Consider the following 19,344-nt stretch of genomic DNA (forward strand, 5'->3'; position numbering starts at 1 on the left):
GTTAGCTAATGCTAACTATTGTTTGTTAGCTAACAAAAGGAAGTTTGCTTATGAAGGAAAAAGAAAAAAGTCCTTCGCCTATCGCGTGGGCGTTGGGACAAACAGGGGAACACAAAGGACAATATGTTTTGAGTGTTATCCTCGCAGTCATCGGTGTGGCCTTTTCCATCGCACCGTATTTTGTTGTTGCCGGCATCGTACATGGTTTGATGGGCGGAAACAAAGACCTTTCATATTATATGATACGTTGTCTGATTATCGCAGCGTTCTGGTTTTGCCGTGTACTGTTTCATGCGCTCAGTACATCGACAAGTCATAGAGCAACGTTTGCAGTACTCGCTGAACTCCGAAAACGCTGCACGGAAAAACTGACAAGAATGCCGCTGGGGGCGGTGCTGGAGCAAAGTTCCGGGGCGCTCAAAAATACGCTCATCGAACGTATCGACAGCATTGAAACAACACTGGCGCATATCGTTCCGGAGTTCACCGCAAATTTACTGATCCCCGTCATCATTTTGATCTACATTTTTACCATTGATTGGCGTATGGGGCTGGCTTCGCTTGCAACGATACCGGTGGGATTTTTCTGTTATAGTCTTATGATGAAGGGCAGTCCTCAATTTTATCAACGCACGGTTACAGCCACCAAAGCGCTCAATGATACGGCGGTTGAATATATCGGCGGTATTCAAGTCATCAAAGTTTTCGGAAATACAAAAAGTTCCTACGACCGCTTTGTGCATGATGCCTATGAAGCCGCTCACAGCTATATCGATTGGATGCGCTCCTGCATTCTCACCTTTACATTCGCCACGGTAATCATGCCCGCTACAATGGTTTCCGTGCTCCCCATCGGCGGTCTTTTGGTAAAAGGCGGCTCTCTTTCTCCGCAGAATCTGGTAACAATTATTATTCTGTCTGTCGGCATCATCACACCGCTTATAACCTTGATGAGTTATTCGGACGATTTTCGAACCATGGGAACCATCTTCGGTGAAGTTCAAAGTATTCTGTATGCTCCCGAAATGGAGCGCCCTGTAGACGGAACTGTTCCAAAGAGAAATACGCTGAAACTGCAGGATGTTCATTTTTCGTATAAGGAAAAGGAAGTGCTTCACGGCATTTCGATGGAAATCCCGGAGGGCCGTTTTATTGCGCTGGTCGGTCCTTCCGGCAGCGGAAAGAGTACCATTGCGCGCCTCATCGCTTCGCTTTGGGATGTGAGCAGCGGCTCAATTTTGCTGGGGGATACGGACATTCGCGCAATTCCGCAAGAGGCCTATTCGGATAAGATTGCCTTTGTCTCGCAGGATAATTATCTATTCAACATGACGGTCAGGGAAAATATCCGCATCGGACGGGCGGATGCAACTGATGCGGAAGTGGAGGAAGCGGCGAGACAAAGCGGTTGCCATGAATTCATTATGGAGCTGGAAAACGGTTACGATACTTTGGTAGGCACTTCCGGCGGGCATCTTTCCGGCGGCGAGCGGCAGCGTATTTCCATTGCCAGAGCAATGCTGAAAGCGGCGCCCATTATCATTTTGGATGAAGCAACCGCATACACCGATCCTGAAAACGAGGCGGTCATTCAGCGCTCTATCTCGAAGCTGACGGAGGGGAAGACGCTCATCGTGATTGCGCACCGGCTCTCGACGGTCTCCTCTGCGGATTGTATTTATGTCATTAAAGACGGCGCCGTTGCAGACAGCGGAACTCATGATGAGCTTCTTTCTCATCACGGGTTATATGAAACGATGTGGAATGCACATATTGAGGTGAAAGATCATGCTTAAAGTTATTAGAAAGTTTTTTGCGTTCTGCGGTGAAGAAAACCGCCGGAAATTTATCACTTCCATTCGGCTCAATGTTATCCAGGCGCTGTTTGAGGCGCTAAAGATTCCGGCGATTGCAGTGATGATTCGGGCGCTGATGAACGGAACGGTAGACACAAACGATATCCTGCTCTCGTTAGGGATTATGCTGATCAGCATTGCCGGATCGGGATTGCTAAAATCAAAGGCTGTTATCTTGCAGACCGAAGGGGGCTATGACACTTGTGCGAAAAAACGAGTGGAGATTGCGGAGCATCTGCGGTATCTTCCGATGGGATACTTTAACGCCAACAGCCTCGGGCAGATTACGTCTATCACAACTAATATAATGGAAAGCCTTGAAAATATTGCAACCCGTGTGGTAATGCTTGTCTGCGACGGTCTGCTTACAACTTCGCTTATTGTCATCATGTTGTTTTTCTTCGATTGGAGAATCGCCTGTGTACTGCTCTGCGGTTTTTCGCTGTTTCTTTTTGCAAACAGCCGTCTCCGGATTGCTTCCGAAAAGGTGTCGGGAAAAAAGATACGCGCAGATGAAAGACTCGTAGAAAAGGTTCTGGAATACCTGCAAGGAATGACCGAGGTTAAGGCTTACCGGTTGACGGGAGTTAAGAGCAAGGAATTAAATGAGGCTATCTCGGAAAACAGTAAGATCAATATCGACATGGAAATGACACTGGTGCCGCGCATAGCATTGCAGAGTTTTATCGCCAAGCTTACCGGTGCGGCAATGGTAGCTTTTTCATGCGTATTTTATTGTGCCGGAAGTATGGACGCGCTGAATGCTGTTGTCATGGTAATCTCCTCATTTATCATCTATACCAGTCTGGAAACGGCAGGACAATACTCGTCACTGCTGCGCGTAGTTGATATGAGTGTTGACCGGGCGCAGGAAATTCTGAACACGCCGCAGATGGATATATCCGGAGAAAATATTACACCGGCAGTGCGTGATATTACTGCGCAGGATATAGCATTTTCGTATGAGAAGCGAAAGATCATCGACGGGATTTCATTGCATATTCCTGAAAAGACCACGACGGCGATTGTCGGACCTTCCGGCGGAGGAAAAACCACCTTAGTAAATCTGCTTGCACGGTTCTGGGATGTAGACGGGGGAACCGTTATGCTGGGCGGCCGGAATGTGAAAGATTACGATATGGATTCCTTGATGGCGAATTTCAGTTTTGTGTTCCAATCGGTCTATTTATTCCACGACACCATCGCCAACAATATCCGCTTTGGTCAGCCCGGCGCTCCGATGGCGGATGTGATCGCTGCGGCAAAAAAAGCCTGCTGCCATGACTTTATCTCAAGCCTTCCCCAAGGATACGATACGGTTGTCGGTGAAGGCGGCGCAAGCCTTTCCGGCGGCGAAAAGCAGCGCATCTCTATTGCCCGCGCCATGATGAAAAACGCACCGGTCATCTTTTTGGATGAGGCAACCGCCAACGTTGATCCCGAAAATGAAAACGAACTGATGCACGCCGTCCAAGCGCTTACCGCCGAAAAGACCGTCATCATGATAGCCCACCGGCTGAAAACCGTTGAGAGAGCCGATCAAATCATCGTCGTAGACCACGGCAAGATTGTACAGCAGGGCACACATGCCGAACTGATGGAGCAGGACGGCATTTACCGAAACTTTATCGGCGAGCGTCGCGAAGCTGCAAGTTGGAAGGTACATAAATAATTATATGGAGGTTCCCCTCACTGCGTTCGGGTGGGGGAAAAATCTGACAGTGGAAAAAAGCCTTAAAAATGGTATAATATCGGCAAATATGTAGAGAGAAAACTGTGAAGAAAAAGGTGGTGAGTTCATTTGCTGAACTCAATAACTGGAACTTAGAAAGCAAAGAAATAAAGCAAGAGGTGTTGTGAGATAATACATATGTGACAAGAATATACAAAATGGCTTGCGAATGATATAATTAAATGATATAATTTAAATATAAAAGATGTTGATGGTTTTTTTGTATTGTGGTTAGAAAAACTTATGCAGTTAGAAGGAAAGGAGAATTAAAGATGATTACAAAGAGCTTCGAAAGAAAATTAGAAAAACTTGGTGCATTTGAAATTAGCTTTGATATGTTGAAATTATCAGAAAAGAATGAGAAACATTTGAAATTTTTGAATGCAGGAAGAGGAAATCCTAATTGGATTAATACCTTGGGAAGATTAGCTTTTGCAAGACTGATGGAATTTGGCGTGTCAGAATGCAAAAGAACTCTAGATAAAGGAGATTTAGCTGGATATGTTGACTCCAATGGAATTGAGGAGAGGTACAATGCTTTTTTAAATCGTGACGATGAGGTGGATGTATTTCTTAAAAAGATCGTGGAGTATAGCGTAGACCATCTAGATTTAGATAAGAAAAGCCTTATTTTGGAGCTTACAAATGGCATTATAGGAAATAATTATCCGGTTCCTAGCCGTTGTTTGGAGAATACGGAGCACATCATCAATGCATTTCTTCAAAGCATTCTATATGGGAAGGCTAATTTAAGAAAAAATACTAAGGTATTTCCAGTAGAAGGCGGTACGGCTGCAATTGTTTATATATTTGATTCCTTAAAGCATAATGGACTACTTAATGATGGAGACCACATTGCAATCAACACACCGGTATTTACTCCTTATATTCAGATTCCGAGACTATCAAATTTTGATTTAGCAGAGGTCGATCTTCAAGCAAGGGAAGAAAATCAGTGGCATATTCCAGATTCTGAATTTGAAAAGCTTTTGGACCCTTCTGTCAAGGCATTTTTCTTAGTGAATCCATCAAATCCGGGTTCTCGTAGTCTTACAGATGAGTCTTTGGAACAGTTAAGAAAGGTAGTTGTAAAGCGTCCGGATCTTATTATTATAACAGATGATGTATACGGTACTTTTGTAAATGGATTCCGCACTGTTTATTCCGTTTGCCCAAGAAACACTATTTTGGTTTATTCGTATTCAAAGCTTTATGGTGTTACAGGATGGAGACTCGGAGTTATAGCAATTAATGAAGATAATGTTTTTGATGAACTGATTAAGAAGCTTCCTGAGAAGAAGAAAAAAGAACTAGAAAGCGATTATTCTATCGTTACATTTAATCCTTCGGAAATGAGCTTTGTTGAAAGGATATGTGCAGACAGCAGATCTATTGGATTGTATCATACAAGCGGGCTATCTACACCACAGCAGATTATGATGGTTCTTTTTTCTATGACTCATTTGGTTCTTGAAAATGAAAAGGATCAATACATTGAAGCTTGTAAAGAAATTACAGCGATTCGTTACCACAATTTAATGTCTACATTAGGCTTACCTGAGGATAACAGTGATTCCAATGCTAAATATTATACACTGATTGACATATATCAACTTGCAGAGACAAATTATGATAAGAACTTCGCAACATGGCTTAGAAATGAATTTGAGGAAATAGATTTTCTTTTACATCTAGCAAAGGAAGATGGTGTTGTGTTGATGGAAGGAGTTGGTTTTGGAGCAACTCCGGGTACAGTCAGAGTTTCAGAAGCAAACTTAGCGGACAATGATTATAAGAAAATAGCAAATCGTATCCTGTCCCTTTTGAAGGAGTATTACGAAAAGTATGCAAAAGAGAAAAAGGATAAATAGGATAAGGGGGATTTCATATGAATATAGGATTAATCTCACATGAAGTGTTGGAAACAGCACAGCATATTACGATAACAGGTTTTTCCGATATAGCCCATTATTTGATTGCAAATCCGGTTATTTCTATCTTTATATGTCTTGCACTAGGGTATCTTATTGGAAAGCTAAAAATCAAATCCTTTACTATAGGTGCCACTGTAGGAACTTTGCTGGTAGGACTTCTCATATCCCTGGTATTTAAGGGGGCGGGAACCTATGAGATTGACGGAACTGTAAAGACAATCTTTTTCTCACTGTTTATTTTTGCTATCGGATATGAGGTGGGACCTTCATTTTTTGCAAGTTTAAAAAGCTCCGGCCTTAAGATTATTATCCTATCCCTTTTCTTCGCCGTGGTAGCTTTTGCAGTTTCGATTGTTTTGTTTAAGGCTTTTGGTATCGGAGCGGGAGAAGCCGGCGGAATTTTGGCCGGTAGCCTTACACAGTCTGCAATCCTGGGAACAGCGGATTCCACGATGAAGGGAATGCTTTCAGGCACAGAACTGAAAACAGCGGAAAGTCAGATGGCAATTGCCTATGCGCTTACCTATGTTTTCGGAACCGTTGGGGTAGTGGTGTTTTTGAAAAACGGTGCAGCGAAGTTAATTGGTGTAAATCTGACAGATACTGTTAAGAAGAAAATCGATCAAACAAATTTCCATGAGTCTTCTTCGGAAAATACTGTTGTTGGAAATATCAAAGCACGTGCATTTTGCATAGAAAATGGTGCAGAATTTATTGGTAAAACAATAGGTTCAGTGGAAGAGCAGTACGGGGATGATCTTACAATAACGAAAATCATTCGAAAGGGTACACAGGTGAACCTTGCACCGGATGTGCAGCTCCTGGAAGGGGATACGGTTACGATTATCGGACTTCTTGATGCAGTATTGCATTTTGAAGCTTCTGGCATGGAGGAAACTAATGATTCAGAAGCTCTTAGGCTAGATGTGGTAAAGCAAGAAATAGTTTTAACTAACAATTTCTCTCTAGATGTTATAAAGAATCTTTCAAAAAATGGAATCGTCATTTCAGAAAGGATGAGAGATAACAATATTCTCCCTGAAGAGGAGGAGTTAAAGGCTCTTGATCACTTGATATTGGTGGGACCGAAAGCCTTGATTGCGAAGGTTGTAAAGAAACTTGGTTATGTGAAGGATACAGGTACCGAGACAGATGTATCCTTCATCAGCATGGGGCTTGTATTCGGTTTATTAATCGGTGCAATCAGCTTCGTAGTATCCGGAATTCCGATTACACTCGGATCCGGCGGAGGTGCCTTGATTGGAGGGCTTTTATTCGGATATTATCAGGACAAACATTCTAACTATGGACTGATGCCGAAAGCAACACGGTGGTTTTGCAAGAGTGTGGGACTGAATCTATTTATCGCCATTGTGGGGCTTACATCCGGTGCATCCTTCTTATCCGCCCTGCAATCGATGGGCGTAAAGGTACTTTTAATCGGTGTTTTGGTAACCATTTTGCCTCATATTGCTTCCGTTTACTTTGGAAGATTTGTGTTAAAGTTGGATGCTGTAGATATCATTGGTGCTCTATGTGGTGCTGGAACGTGTACAGCAGCACTTAACGGAGTTGTGGAGGAATATGATTCAAGTATTTTTGCTATAGCATATACACCAGGATATGCAATGGGAAATATTTTACTTACAGTCTTAGGTCCTCTTGTAGTAGCAATATGCATACATTAGTTATTTGAGTAGATAAGATAGATAGATTCATACATTTATTTTAAGGAAAAGTGGTTGTATAATATTTAGCGTTGGTGAGAGAAAAAATCCTCTCCCAACGCTAAATTTTTACAAAAAAATAGGAACACACATCAAATCTCGTGTATAATTTAAATCGCACAAAATAAAAAACAAGGAGAAATGATATGTGTTCTAATGCTAGTATAACAGAAATCTTAGGAATTAACGATAAGAATTTAGTAATTTTAGGTAACGAAAAAGAAAATATTAAGGAGATAGAATATACAGTCTTAAGGGGAAAGCTTTCATATAGGCCAGCTTGCTGCCCTAAGTGTGGTATAGTCAATGAAAATTATGACATTATTAGAAATGGGAGTCAGACTGTAAAAATACTTTTTAATAGGGTTAATACAACCCCTTTGATATTGATGGTTAAAAGCAGAGATTTTTCTGTAAGCATTGCGAGTCAACATTTATGGCTAAAACACCTATCGTAGATAAGGGGTGCTTCATATCGAATGATGTTAAGAGGTCTATAGTTTTAAACCTATGTGAGACTAAGTCAATGGACCTAATTGCAAGAGAACACTGTGTATCTCCTACTAATATTGCCAGAATACTCCGTTTAACTGAAGATAGGAGAAGAAAAAATATTCTATCAATAGATGAATTCAAGTCAGTAAATACAGTTGATGCGTCTATGAGTGTAAATTTAACCGATTTAGAAGAAAGAAAGGTTTCTGATATAATGTAAATCTACCAAACCACATTAAGGAGAAACCTTTCATATGAGTAGTATATCAGAAATATACCGTGTTCGTCAACGGGCAATTGAGTATGCAATAAAACATAATAATAATTCAAAGGCAGCAGTGAAGTATAAGACATCACGTCAGCAGATAAAACGTTGGAGAGACAGATACGACGGCACAGTCCAGTCTCTCCTGCCAAAAAGCAGAAGACCTAAAAGCCACCCAAACCAGCACACGCAAGAAGAAGTAGGGATGGTTATGAAAAAGTACAGGAAATTTGGCTATGAAGGGCTGGCAGAAGTTTATGTCAAAGCGAGAAAGGAAGGCTATAGCCGTACATACGATTCAATGTGCAAGATAATAAGGAAAATGAAGGGCAATGCCAAAGAAAAGCCTAAAAAGCTGCATAAAAGAAAAAAAAAGGTTGAACAGGCGAAGTACCCTGGGGAAAGAGTACAGATAGACATAAAATATGTTCCGGAAGAATGCATACAGTTTGGTACACGTGACCAGAAGTATTATCAAATAACGGCATTAGATGAATATACAAGAAAAAGAGTGTTAAGGATAGCAGATGAAAAAAGCACCTATCAGACCGCAAAGTTTCTAGAGAACTTGGAAAGGGAGCAGGGATTTGACATAAAGAAAGTTCAGACAGACAATGGGAAAGAGTTCACAAATTCTGAAAGTGATAAGAAAACACTGTTTGAGCTGAAACTGGAGGAGAAGGGGATAGAGTACGTGACAACCCGTCCATATTCGCCATGGGAGAATGGAAAAGTGGAAAGAAGCCACAGGCTTGACAGCAAGTACTATGCAGACAAGAAATTTAAAAGCAAGGAAGAACTGTTAAGGGCAATAAGGAAATACAATACAAGATACAACAACATATCAAGAAAAGTACTAGGCTTTAAGAGTCCAAATGAAGTGTTAAAAGAGTACAAGCAAAATCAGTAGGTTAAAGATACATTAGGAAAGAAACATTTTTTTTAATATATTTTTGTAACAAATGTTTGACATCTATACAGAAAGCAAAGAAATAAAGCAAGAGGATTGAATATAAGCACACAGGTTAATTGATATTTAGCTTGAGTAAATGGCAAAATGTGGAAAAAGTGATATAATGAGACGGACGAGAAGATTATAAGATGAACAATTATATAAAATTAAATGAAGATAGATGGAATAATGTAAAAAATGACTATACTGAGCCATTGACACATGAAGAATTAGAAGAAGTTAGAAATAATCCAATTTCTGTTGCATTAACTGTTGGGAAAAAAGTTCCGAAAGAATGGTTTGAAAAAGCCAACGGAAAAAAGATATTAGGTTTAGCTTGTGGTGGTGGACAGCAGGGACCGGTTTTTGCTATAAAAGGTTATGATGTAACCATAATGGATTTTTCTAAATCACAATTACAAAGAGATGATATGGTTGCTAAACGAGAAGGCTTAAAAATCAACACAGTTCAAGGCGATATGACAAAATCATTTCCATTTGAAAATGAAACTTTTAATATCCCCATCAACAACCATGCTTTCCAATAATGAAAAGTTCCTGCAGGTAAAAACAATAAAATTCCTATGGCCACCACGCCGAGAGAAAACTTTAACAGTGCTTTAAAGCATAAATCTTTTTCCATACAACCTCTTTTATATTCCCCTTCGCTCAGTTCTTTATGAGCTGTATAATTTTTTCACAATGCCTTTCTGTTGTTTTTACGGAAACTTATCTACGGTTCTGTATATATTCTTTTCTGAGCTTATCGGCAATACCGCTCTTTTGAATATGGTGAATAAGATTTGCATGCGGAAACGGTATGGTTTTGATATCTTTATCATATTCTGTAATTTTTCCGGTTTCATTAAAAAGCGGACGCCCTTCTATTTTGCCGAACTTAATAAACTGTATCCAGTCCTTTTGAATTGCAATAACGGCAGCCTTATTTTCATCGGTAATGTGTATATTCATGTTATCTATGGTGCCGAAGAAAAATGCAAGTTCCGCCCCATGATATGAGCCGCGAAGTCCATTATATAGATTAGGAATATAATTCATTCTATATCCGTATACGGGAGATTTTTCTCCGATTTTTTCCATGAGGAACAGTGCACTTGAGTGAAATACAAGCAACTCCATGATTTGAATTTGTAAGTCTACGATTCCGTTCGCTTCCGGTTTTAGTTCGGATTCAAGAGAATCTGCAAATTCTCCGTATTTTTTCAACAGAAATTCTTTTAAATGTTCTTTGTTCTTTGTAATTCCAAGGGCTTTGTAGTACATCGGTAATTCAATCATGGAAAATTCATCTTTATTTGACCCTATCAGTACCGGCATACAAGGGAATGATCCTCGTTCCAACAGATTCATCGGGTGCTCTGTAAAAAACTTGCCGTCAATGATATCATTTTGACCTCCTTTTAGTTTCATCAATTTTTTAGCCGACAATTTTTTCAGGTCTTCAAGTCCGTTTAAATGATTTTTTGACAGCATTTTTTCATATTCATTTTTTGCGAAATCATATTCAGACAGTATCGGGACATTTCCCGCACAAAGCATGAGTTTATGAAACAGATTATTACTCAGCGGATTTAAATAATGATACAGGGCTGCGACTGCGCCTCCGCAATGCCCCATAAGTGTAATGTTTGTATTATCTCCGCCGAATGAGTTGATATTATTATGAATCCAAGTTAAAGCTGCTTGCTGATCAAGGTAGGAAAGCGACCCTCTTACTTCTCCTTTTTCAAAAACAGGCATATAGCCGAAGTTTCCTATTCGATAAGTAATTGTAACCGCTACAATACCTTGTTCGGCAATATGCGCCATTGTGTATATCGGAACCGTTCCCGATCCTTCTCCTCCGCCGTGTAAAAATACAAGCACCGGTTTCTTTTTCGTAAAATTGTCAGGTGCCCATATGTTTACTACAAATGCATTTTCCGTTTGGGTATCTTTTAACGGTTGAAATTCCGGACGCAGCATATGATGTTTCATTAAAATATTTAAAAACAGCGGATATTTTCTCTGCGGAAAGCATACTGTCTCCGTTCGGTTAATTACTGTTTCCGGTGTATAGTCTTTTTTATTAAGAATTTTTGCATATTCAAATCTTTTTCCTTGTGCATAGGGGACGCTCAATATAGAATACACTGTTCTGCCTTCTTCCGTTTTTCCGACTATATCCGCATATACTCTGCCGATTTCTGTCTGTACTGTTTTCATTTTATATCTCCGTTATGCCAATTTTTATCTCTTCTTATTTATAAATAGTATATCGTTTTTAAGATACATTTTCTATCAGTCGGCAGATCAACGTCGGATTGCCTATATTCTCAATACTTATATTTTTTTGTATAATCGCATAGTGTCAATTAAAAGCGATTTTTTCAGGGGATTCCGAATAAGTGATAGGGCATCTCGAAAACCTGACCTTGAGCGAATTTGTTCGAGACTTAAAGAAACGATATGAGAGAATCGAATCAATTAAAAGAATGTCAGAAACTTTGGGCAGTACATAAGTATCTCGTTCTCAGCAAGTCCGGCTCTATTTATAACGAGATTCGCGAGTATTTAAAGCGGGAGAATGCACAAGTGCAGCATGTGTTGACTCTCATTGATCAGGCGTGCACTTTACCGGAGGATCGAGGACAAGTCTGCAACGCGTTTCAGCATATCTGGGGATATTTTAAGAAGCAGGCTACTCAGGATGAAAAGGCGGAGTTTATGTATTGTTTGGAGCAATATCGCAGCGGTCAGGCGGAACAGGAAATTTTGTTGGGCGCTGTGCGCAAGCTCCTTGCAGTCTACCCTAACAAGTATTTGCAGCAATCGCATCTATTATTCGGAGAACAAGATGAGACTGTGGCATCAAGATATGATTAGCAAACTCCCGCGTCAACAGCTGTTGGGACAACATAGGGAGTGTTGTGCCTTGCGCGGAAACGGCTGGGGCAGGCAGCATGCAACTGTCAATTATGTTTTTCGTTATTCACCCTATCTGCTTTATTGTTATCACCGACTCATTATGGCAGAGATGAATCGGCGAGGCTACAGGGTCAGTCCGGAGTGGTTGGACAAAGACTATCGCGGCAGGAGATGTCCGTCATATAACAATTTAGCGGTCATCGAAGTACTCAACCCCATATATACTGAACATGATGATTGCTATTATCGTGAGTGTCTCAAGAATTTGGAAACCAAGGGAATTCATTTGGATTAAGTAGGGTAACATCAAATGTATGGAACTTTGTATGGATAAAAGCGAAAAGCTCATTAAATATATACTGGGGGACTCCATAGCCCTAGACATCACTCTTTGTGTATGCTTTGTTATCGGTTTTTCACTGGGACTTGGAAGTGTGGAGATCGGCTTTTTTATGGTAGGTCTTGTTTTCCGGTACGGACTAACCATAGCCATCATCAGCATTTTATTGAAGTTTGCTGTTATTGCTTTGAGTTTTCAAAGAGATACAAATATAAAAAGAAAGTCATGGTCCATCGCTTTTCTGTCTCTGGTAAGGCTGTTGATTATAGGCGGAGTAATCTGGGGAATTTACTTTATCGGTAAGGTGATGACTGCCGTAGGATAACCCATCGCTAACCCTTTTAATATCTTTTTTTGCTCATCTCTTACAGCAACAAAGCTCTTCGAACAAAAATCTATTGAATGAATCTTCTAAACCAAGTATCCAAAAAATTCATTTGTTCTTCAGTATGAAACCAATGTTCTCCATTATCAAAAACCGTTAGGTCCGCATGTATTTTATTCGCAAAATTCGTCATTGTCTCTAAAGAAGTCATATCGTCTTTTTTACCGTAAAGAATGCCGGTAGGAATGTTCCATGCTATAGGATTTTTTCTAACAAAAGAAAGATATTCCCACGATAAAGGTTCGCCGAACGGAATGTTGATGATTTTTTTCAGTCTAAGTTTTTCTTCAGATATCTTTGCCCGTTTCATCATGTGTAAAATGATATTTTCCATATCGACAATGGGGGAAACAAACAGTGCTTTTTTGATCGGTTTTTCCGATAAGGACAACATAGAAAAATATGCCCCTATACTGTTTGCAATTAATAGGATTTCATTATAATTCGGAATAATGGAATCAAAATAGTTTTGAAATTCTTCATTGGCCTGCCAAGGTAATTCCGATTCATAATTAAAACCTAAAAGCTCATAATCATCATTAAAAAACTTTTTATAGTAAAGCGCTTCATCGGCAGAACCGCCTTTTCCGTGTATATATACAACCGCATTTTTCATACAAAACTCCACCGCATTCTAAACGAAATATGGATAGTGCTCAATACTTGTGATATAATGCGGGCAGCTAAAGATCGGCCGGGGAGTTATGATTATGGTAAGAGAAGCGGTTAAAGAAGATTTGTCTGAATTATTGAATCTATATCTGTTTTTACACGAAAAAGATATTCCGGAAAATTCAAGTCGTCTGGAAAATACATGGAACACAATTATTGAAGATGAGAATCATCATATCATCGTCAATGAAATAAACGGTAAAATCGAAATCCGAGGAGATGATTTTTAGACGATGGAAACAGTGATTATACACGGACAAAATCATAAGGGATCAACATATCATATTGCGAACAATCTGGCATTGAAAGTCGGGGGAAACATAAAAGAGTTTTTTTTGCCGAAAGATTTCGGTGAGTTTTGTACCGGTTGTACAAAGTGTTTTTTAGAATCGGAAAAACAATGTCCGCATTTCGACAGACTTAACCCTATTACCGAGACGATAGACAAAGCCGATTTGATTATTCTTGCAAGTCCCGTATATGTAATGCACCCAACGGGTTCTATGAAAGCATTTTTAGATCATTACGGATATCGTTGGATGGTACACCGGCCGGAGGAAACAATGTTTTCGAAGCAGGGTGTGTGTATTTCCACTGCCGCGGGTGGGGGTATGAAATCTGCAAATAAAGATATGGCAGACAGTTTGTTTTTTTGGGGAGTTGCTGAAATTTACACATACGGCAAAGCTGTTCAGGCTGTAAAATGGCAAGATGTAAGTGAAAAAGATAAAAAATCCATAGATAAAGCATTAAGCTCTCTTGCAAAAAAAATTACCGATAAGTACGGTAAAGCGAAGCCCGGAATAAAAACAAAACTGATGTTCAATATCATACGCCTCTTACAAAATAAAATCCGGAATCGGGCAGATACGGATTATTGGCAGGAAAAGGGATGGCGGGATAAAAACCGTCCGTGGAAATAATGATAAACTTTGGAAATATTCTATAGGGCACCTTTGAAAACCAACCGGGTTTTTAGAGATGCCGCATAGTAACTTGAAAGTTTAGTTGATAAATTCAACCATCCACCCTTTTCCTGAACTCAGCTTTCCAATATTCTCCCTATATGGCGTTTTTCAAAGAACATATCTTTGTTTGTAAAAACGATAATTACAGCGGCAACTGTAACACAGATTGTTTCGACGCATTTTGTCGTTTGGGTCATCGCAATCTTTTCCTGCATGAAGTTTACAAAAAGGTGAAAAATAATACTTGCAAGCATGCTTCGGTTATTTTTCACGTAAACCCATGTTGTTATAAAACCGAACGGAATAACGGAAATAAAAAAGTTGAACATATACAAAACATTTATTTCACGTATTCCAAAATGGTAGGTGCCTGGGATGAAAAACAGCGGTAGGTGCCATAATGCCCATACAAAGCCGAATATAATCGATTCTGTGAACCAACTGCAATATTGAGCGATTGAGTCTTCACCGTAACCGCGCCAACCTACTTCTTCCAAAACCGAAGCAAGCAAAATCGTTAAAAATGCGGAAGTGACTCCTGCTCCGGTAAAAGAAAAACCCTCCGTGACGGAAAACTGATTTAAAGACTGCCCCCACAACGTTGAAAGTAAAATTGAGCAGCTGACTATCAGTGCAAAAACAATTACGGCAGCAAAAATGTATTTCAGTCTTAATTTATAAAACCTGAAGATCTTGCGTTTAAAGTCCGCTTTTAGTTCTTTACTTTTTGAACCAAACACGGTGATGAGTGCAATTATTGCCGGTGAAAGGAGTCCGAGCAGCATTGTGAGTGTACAAATAAAACCTTCTTTAAAAATAAGCGCGCAAAACCAAAAGCCCCATGTTGCTAGAATGGTCGTAACATAAAACCTTACGGGTCTGTATATATAGGGTTTGTTTATGCAATCTACCGATATGGTTATTGCCTGACGATTTTGACTGCATTTTTCTGTAAGTTCTTCCTGCACAAGATTCTTTTGCTGTCGCAAGGTTTCTGATTTTTTCGAAAAGTTCATAATCCATCTCCTTCACGGATGTTCTTCGGCATCCGTAATGTTAGACGGATAATAACCTTGCAGCTGCAATTATGAAAGAAATGATACATTACAATCCGAGAAATTTTCGCTACTTATAGTAGCAGGGGATGTCTCAAGACATCAATTTGTTATAAATGGCTTCATCCTGTTTGCTGAATACATTAAACACGATTTTCATTGTGCTGTTGTTTTTTGCTTTCCAGTCTTCAACCGTTGAGACGGCAATCTCCGCAGCTTTTTGAGCAGGGAACCGGAACACACCGGTGGAAATACAGCAAAAGGCAACAGATCCTACGCCGTTTTCCGCTGCGAGGTTCAGACAGGACGTGTAGCAGTTTGCAAGCAGCGTGCAGTCGCGGTCGGTAAGTTGACCGCTGATAATCGGCCCTACGGTATGCAGCACATACTTACATGGCAGGTTAAACGCAGGCGTAATCTTTGCTGTTCCGATCGGCTCTTTGTGTCCTTGTTTTTGCATAATGTCGGCACACACGGCGCGCAGCTGAATACCTGCGAAGGTGTGGATGCAGTTGTCGATACATGCATGGCAGGGTTGCCAGCATCCGGTCATACCGCTGTTCGCCGCGTTCACAATCGCATCGACCTTAAGCGTTGTAATGTCACCCCGCCACACATACCAATCCCCGTTACCCCGTCCGGTAGCCGGTTTTAAATTGGCAAGGTCGGTAATGCCGCGCTGCCGGATCGCTTCCTGCAAATAGCTGTCCTGTATGCGCAAGAATTCTTCGCTTGTATGCTGCGGCGGACGAACGTTCATCAGAGAACGGAGCAGGTTCTTCTGTTCATCCTCATCATTCGGCATCTGCACATCGCGATAGTTGGGATTTTCCCTTAAAAGATATTCGATTAAAAAAATACGCCGTTCCTTTTGTGTCATCTTTCCCTTCCATAAAATGCATCAATATTTTGGAAATATACGACTCTCATTCTACCGCTGCTTACTATCGCCCCAGCCGTGCCAATGCCCGTGTATCGGGATCTACATCGTATTGTATTTCTTCATAGAGATTATCGTCAATACAGCGGCGTTCAATCATCTTTTCAATGATGGTGTTGCGGCAGAGGGAATATTTGAAAAAGGAATTCAACATACAAAGGATTTCGTGTTATTGGCGGCTTTTGAGCTTACCATCACTGATCACCCCTGAATCTTCGATTGACAAAGAACGGCAAATAATTATAATCACGCTAATAAAACCTTGTTTTGTAAATCCGATTTTACAAAACGAGGTTTTCACTTCTTAATCTAAAGAGCGGTGATTCGTTGGATTCGATTATTGGCATTGGTAAAGGTATGTTTTGTTCGAGACCTATTCCAATGCATCTCTAATGCTTGATTCTAACACATTTTTATTTTAGGAGTTTATAATGATACACACCTACAAGGCGCGGATTTACAGGATTCTTGTAAATATCGCTATGGGATTGGCAGTTGCTGCAGTTATAAGTGTGGTTGCAGGTTTTTTTATATCGAGCAATATAATAAGAGCCCTTATTTTTATTGCTGTTCTGGCGGGATATGTTTGGCTTGTTATTATTGGTAATCTGATTACTATAGAAGTCGATGAAAAAACGCTGACTGTAAAAAAAGGCAAAAAAACGGATGTGTATGATCTTGCAACAACGGCCGTCAGAGCAGAACTCGTTACCACAACATACGGCCGATCTCGAGCTGGCAGCGATACATCCTGCACACTGTATTTGACGAGGCAGGGTGAACAGGAAGTATCCGTTGATTGTGAACTTATCGGTGTTTCCCAGTTTAACGAGTTGTTGGGGAATTTGGGGATTACGGGAGATACCGTAACTAAGCTCGAAGAACCGGTACACACTAAAGACAATAACTAGGAGAATTCAAATGGCACGAGTTTATTATTTTATTATTATTCCAATAGCGGTGGCTATCTATCTGGCGTATATGTTTTTTAAAGTGAAAACCGATAAAGCGCACATTGCCGGCTGGCTGAATGAAAATCCGAATGCGGCAAAAGTATATATCGCCAAGCCCACTTCATTACTCGGCTTCCTGTCCAAAGCATGGAATCATCTGAACGTTATTAGTGTAGACGGACAGCGCCCGCTCTTTTTTAGAGAAAAACTTTCGGTAGGTTTCTATGTTGCTGCCGGAACACATGTTGTTGAATCTTCTTTTTCAAAAACACGTCCCGGATTTTTTTACCGTACCGTTACAACATCCTACGGACCGAGCAAGCAGGAAATCAGCGTAGAGTCTGCAAAATCGTATAACTACACCTTTGATAAAGGTGAAGAATCCTACCATTTTGAACAAATAAACGAGGTATTATAGGTATCGATTTGTAATTCGGTTCGGATCAAGCCTATGAAAATGATATGGGAAACCTCTAAAAACAGAAGTTTTTAGAGGTTTCTCTTTTACCACTGCTTACTATCGCTCCCTCCGTGCCAATGCCCGTGTATCGGGATCTACATCGTATTGTATTTCTTCATAGAGATTATCGTCAATACAGCGGCGTTCAATCATCTTTTCAACGATGGTGTTACGGCAGAGGGGGCATTTCATGTTACGATACAGTATCCGGAGAATATCGTTAAACACGGGATCTTCGGCTAACGCCTTTGACTCTAGAGCCGTATGTTTTATCTCATGTATATCGAAGATAGTGCACAGCTCAAGCAAGTTAAAAAGCTCAGTCTTTTTGTTTTCAGAGTAATATTTCAAGCAGACTTTTATAAAGGCATTTCTGGTATTGTCGTCATACCGGTCTTTTAAAAAATCATAGACGGCAGGATCATTGAAGGGAACAAGCGCTTCGATAATATCTTGCCGAAACGGCTTATTTTCAGTTGCTTCAAAAGAATCGAAGAGTACCTGTGCAGGAATTTTGATTTGCCGTTCTTCGAATAATCGGATAAGTCTTTTTTTCAACGGCAGTTCAGCTTCAAGAAATACATTCGAAAGTTTTTGGATATCGGCTTCGCTTGCACGTCTTCGTACCCATCTCCAAAGGCTGATACGTTCCAGTCGGGTTGGGGAGGGTTTTCTTTTCAACAGTGCAATGGCTGTATCCGCCGTATACTGTTTTTGTTTTTCCTTCGTGTCTTTCGTTTTATGTGCGCGATTGCGAGATAGCGGTCGATTGCCGCATCATGTTCGTTGCGGAGCTTTTCTGTCAGCTCCGCTTCAGTGTATCCGATATCTTCCGCATATATATCGTAAAAAGTAGAGTCGATAAACTCTTTTTTATTATCTTCTGTAATATGGGTACCGAAATAACGAGCGAGGTATACAACCGCCTCATATTTATCGAGTAGCAGTAAATCGCTCAAGCCGATCATGCCATTATACATATCTTCTTCGGCATACTGTTCGAATTTTTTGTACAGCTCGGTCTTATCGAACCGCCTCGACTCGGCGAGCTTCCGTACAAATCCGAATACCTGCAATTCGCCCCAATCTCTATCGTCCATTGTGTTAAAATATGCGATAACGCGCTCGTCGATTTTTTCTCTGTGCGGATATAATTCCAAGAGATCGTACAGATATTCGGTGCGGCTGCCTTCACATTGCGGATCGTAGGCTTTGTTTTCTATAATGTTAGCATATAAGATTTCTTCAATTTGCTCCGAAGGTTGAATACAGCCTTTTTTCAGCAAAAGATACGGTACACCGGTACCCTTCTCAAGTTCCTGTTCAAAAACGGTAATCATAGTTACTCCTATTTTCAATACTCCAATTGTGTAATAACCCCGACATCAACATTGAGCCCGCGGATTTTCAGTGCATTAAAAATGATATTTTCCACATCTACTGAATATTTTTGCGTAAAAGCGCAAAAAATTCCAGTAGATGTTTTGCTTATTCTATAAAATCTTTCCCATTTTGTCTCTTTTCTTTCTCAATAAGGCTGAAAAAAAGCCGAAAATCATAAAGACGAACGTTTATTTTCAGCCGTTGAAATAGCGCGGCTGAAAAACACTGCGAGTTTGCTTTCGCAAACGTCGTAGATTATATGTGCGCTTTTCGCGCACGAATGCAACAGTTTCCAAAGT

21 protein-coding genes and 1 pseudogene are annotated in these 19,344 nt (G+C 40.4%); 15 read left to right on the forward strand and 7 right to left on the reverse strand.

What is annotated here, in order from left to right:
- Positions 1-50: 50 nt before the first annotated feature.
- From QI63_RS08895 to QI63_RS08925, 8 genes and pseudogenes are all read left to right on the forward strand, one after another.
- A complete protein-coding gene (locus QI63_RS08895) occupies positions 51-1,796 on the forward strand; it encodes an ABC transporter ATP-binding protein (protein WP_044015661.1) in 1,746 nt (581 codons plus the stop codon).
- Positions 1,789-3,528, forward strand: a complete 1,740-nt coding sequence (locus tag QI63_RS08900; RefSeq protein ID WP_044015662.1) for an ABC transporter ATP-binding protein — start codon at positions 1,789-1,791, stop codon at positions 3,526-3,528. The genes QI63_RS08895 and QI63_RS08900 overlap by 8 nt, the downstream gene beginning before the upstream one ends.
- Before the next feature lie 332 nt (positions 3,529-3,860).
- The gene (locus tag QI63_RS08905) at positions 3,861-5,459 is read left to right on the forward strand and encodes a bifunctional aspartate transaminase/aspartate 4-decarboxylase (RefSeq protein ID WP_044015664.1); all 1,599 of its coding nucleotides are present in this window, start codon (positions 3,861-3,863) and stop codon (positions 5,457-5,459) included.
- Between the two features lie 17 nt (positions 5,460-5,476).
- Entirely contained in the window at positions 5,477-7,210 is a 1,734-nt protein-coding gene (aspT, locus tag QI63_RS08910; protein WP_044015666.1) for an aspartate-alanine antiporter, read from the forward strand.
- 185 nt (positions 7,211-7,395) lie between these two features.
- On the forward strand, positions 7,396-7,707 hold the full coding sequence (locus QI63_RS13065) for a transposase family protein (protein WP_200877747.1): 312 nt from the start codon (positions 7,396-7,398) through the stop codon (positions 7,705-7,707).
- Positions 7,686-7,964, forward strand: coding sequence for a helix-turn-helix domain-containing protein (locus tag QI63_RS13550; RefSeq protein WP_200877749.1), 279 nt, complete (start codon positions 7,686-7,688; stop codon positions 7,962-7,964). Before QI63_RS13065 ends, QI63_RS13550 begins: the two co-directional genes overlap by 22 nt.
- Positions 7,965-7,998: 34 nt before the next feature.
- Positions 7,999-8,919, forward strand: a complete 921-nt coding sequence (locus QI63_RS08920; protein WP_016525501.1) for an IS481 family transposase — start codon at positions 7,999-8,001, stop codon at positions 8,917-8,919.
- A 191-nt stretch (positions 8,920-9,110) separates the two neighbouring features.
- Positions 9,111-9,491, forward strand: a pseudogene (locus tag QI63_RS08925) (class I SAM-dependent methyltransferase); the annotation flags it as partial.
- Between the two features lie 199 nt (positions 9,492-9,690).
- Here QI63_RS08925 and QI63_RS08930 read toward each other — a convergent pair.
- Positions 9,691-11,187, reverse strand: coding sequence for a carboxylesterase family protein (locus QI63_RS08930; RefSeq protein ID WP_044015672.1), 1,497 nt, complete (start codon positions 11,185-11,187; stop codon positions 9,691-9,693).
- Between the two features lie 243 nt (positions 11,188-11,430).
- Here QI63_RS08930 and QI63_RS08935 point away from each other — a divergent pair, with 243 nt between their 5' ends.
- From QI63_RS08935 to QI63_RS08940, 3 genes are read left to right on the forward strand one after another with little or no spacing between them, the layout of a single operon-like run.
- On the forward strand, positions 11,431-11,847 hold the full coding sequence (locus tag QI63_RS08935) for a YbgA family protein (RefSeq protein ID WP_044015673.1): 417 nt from the start codon (positions 11,431-11,433) through the stop codon (positions 11,845-11,847).
- Positions 11,840-12,184 carry a TIGR02328 family protein gene (locus tag QI63_RS12695; protein ID WP_230978144.1) on the forward strand — a complete coding sequence of 115 codons (345 nt, stop codon included), beginning with the start codon at positions 11,840-11,842 and terminating at the stop codon, positions 12,182-12,184. Before QI63_RS08935 ends, QI63_RS12695 begins: the two co-directional genes overlap by 8 nt.
- A gap of 19 nt (positions 12,185-12,203) precedes the next feature.
- Entirely contained in the window at positions 12,204-12,554 is a 351-nt protein-coding gene (locus tag QI63_RS08940; RefSeq protein ID WP_235619674.1) for a hypothetical protein, read from the forward strand.
- Positions 12,555-12,624: 70 nt separating this feature from the next.
- On the opposite strand, the gene QI63_RS08945 is transcribed toward QI63_RS08940, so the two are convergent.
- Entirely contained in the window at positions 12,625-13,230 is a 606-nt protein-coding gene (locus tag QI63_RS08945) for an alpha/beta hydrolase (RefSeq protein ID WP_044015675.1), read from the reverse strand.
- 94 nt (positions 13,231-13,324) lie between these two features.
- Between QI63_RS08945 and QI63_RS08950 the strand changes: the two genes are divergently transcribed.
- Together QI63_RS08950 and QI63_RS08955 are read left to right on the forward strand one after the other, a co-directional pair.
- Entirely contained in the window at positions 13,325-13,516 is a 192-nt protein-coding gene (locus QI63_RS08950) for a hypothetical protein (RefSeq protein ID WP_044015677.1), read from the forward strand.
- A 3-nt stretch (positions 13,517-13,519) separates the two neighbouring features.
- A complete protein-coding gene (locus QI63_RS08955; protein ID WP_044015679.1) occupies positions 13,520-14,209 on the forward strand; it encodes a flavodoxin family protein in 690 nt (229 codons plus the stop codon).
- Between the two features lie 119 nt (positions 14,210-14,328).
- Here the strand turns inward: QI63_RS08955 and QI63_RS08960 are convergent, their stop codons facing one another.
- From QI63_RS08960 to QI63_RS12970, 3 genes are all read right to left on the reverse strand, one after another.
- The gene (locus QI63_RS08960) at positions 14,329-15,270 is read right to left on the reverse strand and encodes a type II CAAX endopeptidase family protein (protein WP_235619675.1); all 942 of its coding nucleotides are present in this window, start codon (positions 15,268-15,270) and stop codon (positions 14,329-14,331) included.
- Between the two features lie 133 nt (positions 15,271-15,403).
- On the reverse strand, positions 15,404-16,189 hold the full coding sequence (locus tag QI63_RS08965; protein ID WP_044015681.1) for a protein-ADP-ribose hydrolase: 786 nt from the start codon (positions 16,187-16,189) through the stop codon (positions 15,404-15,406).
- Between the two features lie 64 nt (positions 16,190-16,253).
- A complete protein-coding gene (locus QI63_RS12970) occupies positions 16,254-16,403 on the reverse strand; it encodes a hypothetical protein (RefSeq protein ID WP_158506663.1) in 150 nt (49 codons plus the stop codon).
- 277 nt (positions 16,404-16,680) lie between these two features.
- Here QI63_RS12970 and QI63_RS08970 point away from each other — a divergent pair, with 277 nt between their 5' ends.
- The gene (locus QI63_RS08970; RefSeq protein WP_044015683.1) at positions 16,681-17,160 is read left to right on the forward strand and encodes a hypothetical protein; all 480 of its coding nucleotides are present in this window, start codon (positions 16,681-16,683) and stop codon (positions 17,158-17,160) included.
- Positions 17,161-17,170: 10 nt separating this feature from the next.
- Positions 17,171-17,620, forward strand: coding sequence for a hypothetical protein (locus QI63_RS08975; protein ID WP_044015685.1), 450 nt, complete (start codon positions 17,171-17,173; stop codon positions 17,618-17,620).
- Positions 17,621-17,719: 99 nt separating this feature from the next.
- Here the strand turns inward: QI63_RS08975 and QI63_RS08980 are convergent, their stop codons facing one another.
- On the reverse strand, positions 17,720-18,343 hold the full coding sequence (locus QI63_RS08980) for a hypothetical protein (RefSeq protein ID WP_044015688.1): 624 nt from the start codon (positions 18,341-18,343) through the stop codon (positions 17,720-17,722).
- Positions 18,340-19,002, reverse strand: a complete 663-nt coding sequence (locus QI63_RS08985) for a hypothetical protein (RefSeq protein ID WP_044015690.1) — start codon at positions 19,000-19,002, stop codon at positions 18,340-18,342. The genes QI63_RS08980 and QI63_RS08985 overlap by 4 nt, the downstream gene beginning before the upstream one ends.
- Between the last annotated feature and the right edge of the window lie 342 nt (positions 19,003-19,344).

The organism is Treponema sp. OMZ 838 (assembly GCF_000775995.1).
GTDB lineage: Bacteria > Spirochaetota > Spirochaetia > Treponematales > Treponemataceae > Treponema.